The following is a 7,027-nucleotide window of genomic DNA, read 5'->3' as shown; positions in this document are numbered from 1 at the left end:
CGGGGCGGGCGGAGGGGTCGCGGCGGGCACGGTCCGCTGGGGGTCAGGCCGGCGGCCCCAGGCCGCGATGATGCTGGGCCCGAGGCCGAAAGGTGGCGCGCCACATCGGACGATCTCGAAGATGTCGTGACACAGGCTGCTCTGGCCGTATCCGGGCGGTTCGTCGGATTCGCGCTCAGCTCCGGTGCCGACGCGACGGCCGTCCCGGACCCCGCTGTGCTCGTCATCATCTCCCCCGCATGATCTCCCCCGCGCTCGTGCCTGAGGACATTCCAGGCGGTTCGCCGCGGCCCGTCCAGAGGTCTACCGATGCTGTTACCAGCACCAACAGGATGATGATGCCCGACAGAAAACGTCGTCCTGGCCACCGTCGAACTGACACCTCATCTCAGCCTGAATTCATCCTCACCACATTCCCGGGTCGATTCCCGGACGGCTGGAACCCTTTCTCGCCGATCCGGTCGCGGCCGCTCTCCGCCACCCGACGCGCCGGTGCGGGCTACCAGCGGGGAGGAGCACTAGCGCTTCCACGCCGTGGCCTTCGGCACCTGCTACAGCCGGCTCGTCGGCGAGGCGTGCCAGGAGGGAGTACGTCCACGCCGTCGGCGAGGTCACCCGGCGCCGCCTCGACACCGACGGGTACGCCACCCGGATGCCGGTGCGCCGCTGGCGGTGAACGCCGTCTCGGCGTCCCCCGACTCGACGATGCGCCCGCCGCGCAGCACGACCACCCGGTCGGCGCGGGCCACCACGGCCAGGTAGTGACTGATCAGCAGCAGGAAGCCGAACCGCCACGCCGCAGGTGCCGGAGGGTGCCGGCGGGCGTGCGTGGTGAGGTAGTCGCCGCTGGTGCGCGCGCCGAACCCGTCCAGATCGGCATCCACGCCCGACCGACGGAGAAGGATCGGCCGTCGTCGGATCGGACTCCCTGGGCCGGGAATTCAGCGATTCATGGCCTTCCGCCCACCGCCACAACCGCCTCGGGAACGGCGCCCTTCGCCGGGCGGACCGCGGGCGGAACCGACCGCCGCCAAGCCCGCCTTTTACCACTATCACCGGCGTTGCGGGAAGTCAGGGTGGTTGTCGGATTACCGCCGATTCAGACGATGCGGTCCCCGGCGGCGATACCATTCGGGCTCGTCGGCGGCTCCCGCCGCCATGTGCTGGTTCGGGGCGGTCCACATGGCACAGGTCTTCATCAGTCATGCGAGCGCCGATTTCGTGGTTGCGGAACGGGTGGCGGGCTGGCTTCGGGCGGCCGGACACCGGACGTTTCTCGACCATGATCTGGAAAACGGACTGGGCGTCGGCGACGTGTGGACGAAACGGCTGTTCGAAGAACTCTACGAGGCGGACGCACTCGTCGCGGTCGTCACCGCCGCATTCGGGGAATCGCCCTGGTGCGCGGCGGAGGTGGGTATCGCCCTGGCCAACGGACTGCGGCTGCTGCCCGTCCGAGCCGGCCCGGACGCCGCCCACCGGCTGATCTCCAGCGAGATCCAGTGGACCGACCTCGACCGCGACGGCGAGACAGCCCGCGCGGCGCTACTGGAATCCCTCCGGCGGCTGGATGGCGTTGACGGTCGGACCTGGTCCGCCGACGCGACGGTGTATCCGGGCCTGGCGGCCTTCACCACTGGTCAGTCGCGGGTCTTCTTCGGCCGGGCGACGGAGAGTCGTCAGCTCGCCGAGCGGGTGCGCGCAAGATCCGGGCCCGAGGCCGATGGGATGCTCATGGTCATCGGACCGTCGGGCTGCGGTAAGTCGTCGCTCGTGCGGGCGGGGCTCACGCCGATGCTGGCCGCCGATCCGCAGTGGCTCGTCCTGCCGCCACTCGTCCCGGCCGCCCGACAGACGGCGAGTCCACTGTCCGCTCTCGGCCAGCTGCTCGCCGCCGAGGGCCGTCGCCGCGGCCTGGGCTGGCGGACCGCCACCGTCGTCGACGCGCTCGACGATCCGAGCGAGATCATCCGCCTGCTGACCAGCCTCCTCGATGCGGCCGAGGCAAACAGGCTGCTACTCATCGTGGACCAGGCGGAGGAGCTGCTCGTCCAGACCAGCGAGGAACATCAGATCCACTTCGCCTCGGTGCTGCGGGAGGCGGCACGGGGGCCGGCTCGGGTGGTCGCGACCGTGCGGTCAGAATTCCTCGACCCACTGGTGACGCTGGCCGCCCGTACCCGCCTGCCCATCGACACCTTCGCCGTCAAGCCGCTGAGCCCGCAGGCACTGCCGCTGGTCATCACCGGCCCGGCCCGTCATGCCGGCATCGGCGTCGACGACGAGCTCGTGGCCCGGATGGTCGCCGACACCGGCACCGGGGACGCCCTGCCGCTGCTCGCGTTCGTCCTGGCCGAGCTCGGCGAAAACGTGTCCCGCGGCGGTGCGCTCTCCGGCGCACGCTATGACCGGCTCGGCGGGGTGCGCGGCGCGCTCGCGCACCAAGCTGACCAGGCGCTCGAGGCCGCCGCCCGCCGTGGCGCGCGCAGCGGCGACGCCGTGCTCGCCAGCCTCCTGCGACTCGTCGCCGTTGACGAGTACGGTCAGGCCACCCGCCGCCGGGTCCCCGTCGCGGACCTCCCTGACCGGGTCCGCGCCGATCTGCGCTTCTTCGTCGATCGCCGGCTGCTGACGATCCACGAGTCCGACGCGGACCCCCCGGCAACGGGGTCCGCCAACGGCCGCGCCGGGACGGCCGCCGACGCCGGGGCGAGTCGTCAGGTCGTCGACATCGCGCACGAGCAGATCCTCTCCGCGTGGCCGCCGCTGGCCGACGCCATCGGCGCAGCGATCGATCGACTGCGGCTGGGTTCACGAGTCCTGGAGGCTGCCCGGCAGTGGGCCGAGGACGGGCGCCCGGCGAGTCACCTGTGGGAGCCGGAGCGGGCCAGGCGGGCCAGGCAGGTCCTGGACGCAGACGATCTGCCCGAGCTCAGTCGGACGTTTCTCACCGCCAGCCGCCGCAGCAGCCTGGGCCGACGATGGCGGACCCTCGCGGTGCTCGGCACGCTGCTGTTGCTCGTCACGGCCAGCGGTCTCACCGCCACGGTGCAGCGGGCTGACGCGCTCGCCCGGGAACGGCACGCCACGGCCCACGGCCTCGTCCTGGCGGGCGAGCAAGAGCGCGAACAGGACGTGTACCGCGCGCTGCGCCTCGCCATCGCGGGCGTCGCCCTGCACAGCACCCCCGAGACGCGCAAGAGCCTGGAGTCGACCCTGGCGGCCACCCCATGGTCCCGCAGCCTGGACCTCGACAGCGTCGTCGCAATGGCCGTCAGCCCAGGCCTCGACCTGGTCGCCACCGGCGGGCGGGGCGGACACGACGGGAAGGGTGTCTGCCTGTGGCGCACGCCCGGCCCGGGCTCCCCCCTGCGATTCGCCTGCCTGGACGACCGGGAGGCGAGCGCACTGGCGTTCAGCGCCGACGGGCGCCGCCTCGCCGCCGTCGGCCGTCGCGAGGACGGCTGGCTCGCGATCTGGGACATCAGCGATCCGCAGCGCCCAAGGCGGACGGTGACCCAGCCCGACCCCGAGCAGGAACCGACGGCGGTGGTCTTCGGCCCCGACGGCCAGACCCTCGCCGTCACCAGCCGCCCCGTCTCCGGCTACGACGGCACGCTGACCCTGTGGGACGCCACCGGGAAGGGCGGCAAGCGCGGGACCACCCGGATCGGCGAGGAACCGACCGGCGTCGCCGTCAGCCCACTCGGGGGCGTCATCGCCGTCACTAGCCGCCACGCCAACGGCGGCGCGCTCACACTCTGGAACATCACCGGGCGGGGCGCCCCCACCCTGACCAGCAGAATCCCCGACGATCAAGAACTGACCGCGCTCGCCTTCAGCCCCGACGGTCACTCCCTCGCCACCACAAGCCGGCTCGGCGGGGACAACGACGACGGCGGCCGGCTGCAGTTCTGGCGTCTCACCGACCGGCATGTCCCGACCCGGGCCTTCGCCGACGTCGATGATCAGAACCTGGGCTCGGTCGCGTTCAGCCCCGACGGCCGGACCGTCGCGACCGCCAGCTTCCGCGCCCACAGCGACGTTGGGCGACTGCGGCTGTGGAACGCCGACGACATCGACCAGCCGGTCCGCGTCGCCAGCGTCGACGAGGACCAGACCCTGACCGCCGTGCGCTTCAGCTTCGACGGCCGGACGCTCGTGACCTCGACCACCCGGCAGGGCGATCCGGATGGTCGGGGCCGGGGACGGGTCCGGCAGTGGGACATCTTCGATCTGACCTCCCCGGCCCACATCGCCGACGTCCTCGACGACCGCAACCTCACCGCGGTGGCGTTCAGCCCCGACGGCCGCCTGCTCGCGACCACCTGTCTCAACGGCCGGATCCGGCTGTGGGAGTTCACCGCCCTACGTGTGGCCGGGCCGATCGTCACGATGGCTGGCGGCCAGGGCCTGACTGCCGCACGCTTCGCCCCGGACGGACACACCCTCGTCACCGCGAGCTTCGGGGGCGCGCGGGGCGGGAGCGCCACGGTGTGGGACGTCGCCAGCCCTCAGGCACCGCGCCGGCTCACCGACATCTACGACGACCAGAACATCACCTCTATCGCCATCAGCCCGGATGGACACACCCTCGCCACCACCAGCAGTCGGCCAGACGGTCACGGCGGGCGGCTTCGGCTGTGGGACCTCGCCAAGCCGCAAGGCCACCCGCTCGCCAGCCGGGACGACGCCCAGAGCCTCACCTCGGCCGCCTTCAGCCCCGACGGGCGCACCCTCGCCATCAGCAGCGCCGGCGGCGACGGGCGGGCGGCGCTGCTGAACGTCACCGACCTCCGTGACCCGACTCCGCTCGGCACGATCTTCCTTCGGAAGGGCCTCGCCGCGGTCGCCTTCAGCCCAGACGGACGCACTCTCGCCACGGCCAGCACCGGCGACGCCGACCAGGACGGCGGGTCGGTCGGACTCTGGGAGGTGAGCAAGCCCAGGTTCCCCAGCTACATCACGGGCTTCAGGACGTCATCGGCCAGGTCGTCAGTGGCGTTCGGCGTGGGCGGGCGCACCCTCGCCGTGACGAACGCGCCCACCACGAAGGACTCCGGCAGCTACACCCTGTGGAACACCACGGACATCAACAGCCCCAGTCCGGTCGGCAGTGGCGCGAGTGCCCTCGCCGTCGCATTCAGCCCCGACGGACGCACCCTGGCCACCGCGGGATCCAAGCCCGCCGGCGCCCGGATCAGCCTCCGCGACGTCCGCTGGGACCGCCGGCCGGGTGGGGATCCGGTGGCGCGGGCCTGCGATGCGGCGGGCGGCGGGTTCACCAGGACGGAGTGGAGGGAGGCCGTGCCCGGCTTCGGCTACCGCAACCCGTGCCGATGAGTCCGGTGGACGCACGCTCGCGGCGGGCCGCGGTCGCCGTCCGCGCGGATGGTGGCGGCCAGGTCGGGGCGGACCGACAGCATCAGCGGCGTCGTCACGTCCACGGTCCGGCCGGTGAAGACCCGGGCCGATCAGGCACTGCCACCAGCGGACCGGAGGACTGGTTGCGACCGGCTCGACCGGCGGCGGACCCGCGCGTCCGGGCCTGCGCGGCCGCAGGCGGCGGGCTAGCGCTTGGCGCGAAATTCTGTCGACGCCGGCGGGTGGACCGGGCATCGTGAGGGCCGTGACCGGTGATGAGCCCGCGGTGATCCGAGGCATGGTGCGCACCTACGATGCGGAGCGGGGCTGGGGTGTGCTCGACGCGCCGGAAGTTCCGGGCGGCTGCTGGGTCCACTACTCCATGATCGCGATGGATGGCTACCGGGAGCTCATCGCGGGCAGGCAGGTGACGTTCAGCTGGGAGCCGGTCGGCAACCAGGACGGCTACCGGTTCCGGGCGCTGACCGTGTGGCCCGGGACGACGCCGCAGGCCACCGACGGCCCGCCGGGCCGGTGAGGCGTCCGCGCACCAGGCGGACAGCCGGCCCGCCGTCAGACGGAGATCCGCTCCGGCGTGCCGGGGCCGTCCTCGCGCGCGCCCGCGGACCCCAGCCGGGCCGGGCCGTCCGCGTGCGGTTGGTCGTCCCGGCTCGACACTCGCGCGACGTCGGCCGTGAGGCGGTTGACGAGGTCGCGGTCGGCGGGGGTGGCCGGGGTCTGCAGCCAGATGGTCGACTCGGGATCGTCGCCGGGGCGCAGCACCGACAGCATCAGAGCGATCGTGCCCAGCGGCGTCGTCACGTCCACCGTGCGCCCGGTGAAGACCCGGACCGACCGGCACTGCCACCAGTCGTGCAGCTCGGGCCGGGCCTGCTCGAGCAGCTCCAGCACGGCGCGGGCGCGCCGGTCGTCCGGGTGGTGGCCGATCTGCGCCCGGAACTGGGCGAGCAGATCCTTCGCGACCTCCTCGGACTCGGTCATCCCGTCGCGTACCCGCGGCTGGGCGACGAGCATCCACAGCAGGTTGCGCCGCGGCTCGGGCACGTCGGCGGGGTCGCCCCACAGGGCGGTGTAGGCGTCGTTCCAGGCGGTGACGTCGAAGCGGCGGTCGAGCAGCAACGCCGGGCAGAACGGCCAGTTGTCCAGCACCCGGCGGAGCGCCTTGACCTGGGTGTGGTGGCGCTCGGCGGGCGGGGTGTGCAGCCCGGCCAGGGCGAGCGCGTGACGGCGGGCGTCGTCGTCGAGGCGCAACGTGCGGGCGACCGCCTCGAGGACCTGGCGGGACGCGGCGACCCGACCCTGCTCCAGCCACGCGTACCAGGCGAGCCCCAGCCCGGACAGCGCCGCGACCTCCTCGCGGCGTAGACCCGGGGTCCGCCGCCGCGGCGTCGAGGGCAGCCCGACGTCCTCGGGGCGCAGTCGCTCACGGTGGGCGCGCAGAAAGCTTCCCAGCTCGCGCTGGCGGGCGTCGTCGCTCATCGGATCCAGTCGGTTCGGGCGCCCGTCGCCGTGGCGCGGCCTGACAGCTCAGTCCGCCGCGTCGGGACCGACGCGGGCAGACGCGGCGCAGGTAGACACATGCGCCATGGTGCCATTGCGCCGCAGCCATGTCCGCCGCTGCCCGGCAGGAACCGCGCCGCCG

4 protein-coding genes are annotated in these 7,027 nt (G+C 73.0%); 2 read left to right on the top strand and 2 right to left on the bottom strand.

The window, feature by feature from the left end:
* Positions 1-611: 611 nt before the first annotated feature.
* Positions 612-884 (bottom strand): hypothetical protein, encoded by a 273-nt coding sequence (locus FRAQA3DRAFT_RS03300; RefSeq protein ID WP_009737653.1) that lies wholly within the window; start codon positions 882-884, stop codon positions 612-614.
* Positions 885-1,182: 298 nt separating this feature from the next.
* Between FRAQA3DRAFT_RS03300 and FRAQA3DRAFT_RS03295 the strand changes: the two genes are divergently transcribed.
* Positions 1,183-5,343, top strand: coding sequence for a TIR domain-containing protein (locus tag FRAQA3DRAFT_RS03295; protein ID WP_198287015.1), 4,161 nt, complete (start codon positions 1,183-1,185; stop codon positions 5,341-5,343).
* A gap of 319 nt (positions 5,344-5,662) precedes the next feature.
* A complete protein-coding gene (locus FRAQA3DRAFT_RS03290; protein ID WP_232291898.1) occupies positions 5,663-5,902 on the top strand; it encodes a cold shock domain-containing protein in 240 nt (79 codons plus the stop codon).
* A gap of 35 nt (positions 5,903-5,937) precedes the next feature.
* On the opposite strand, the gene FRAQA3DRAFT_RS03285 is transcribed toward FRAQA3DRAFT_RS03290, so the two are convergent.
* Entirely contained in the window at positions 5,938-6,864 is a 927-nt protein-coding gene (locus FRAQA3DRAFT_RS03285; protein ID WP_009737650.1) for a helix-turn-helix transcriptional regulator, read from the bottom strand.
* Positions 6,865-7,027: the final 163 nt, after the last annotated feature.

Origin of the sequence: Frankia sp. QA3, from assembly GCF_000262465.1 — a bacterium.
GTDB lineage: Bacteria > Actinomycetota > Actinomycetes > Frankiales > Frankiaceae > Frankia.
The sequence above is the reverse complement of the archived record's forward strand: the minus strand, read 5'-3'. Positions and strand labels throughout refer to the sequence as shown.

What these genes read in the sequence shown, in the direction of transcription:
- FRAQA3DRAFT_RS03295 (WP_198287015.1), top strand. Translation starts at nt 1,183, where the DNA reads ATGGCACAGGTCTTCATCAGTCATGCGAGCGCCGATTTCGTGGTTGCG.
- FRAQA3DRAFT_RS03290 (WP_232291898.1), top strand. Translation starts at nt 5,663, where the DNA reads ATGGTGCGCACCTACGATGCGGAGCGGGGCTGGGGTGTGCTCGACGCG.
- FRAQA3DRAFT_RS03285 (WP_009737650.1), bottom strand. Translation starts at nt 6,864, where the DNA reads ATGAGCGACGACGCCCGCCAGCGCGAGCTGGGAAGCTTTCTGCGCGCC.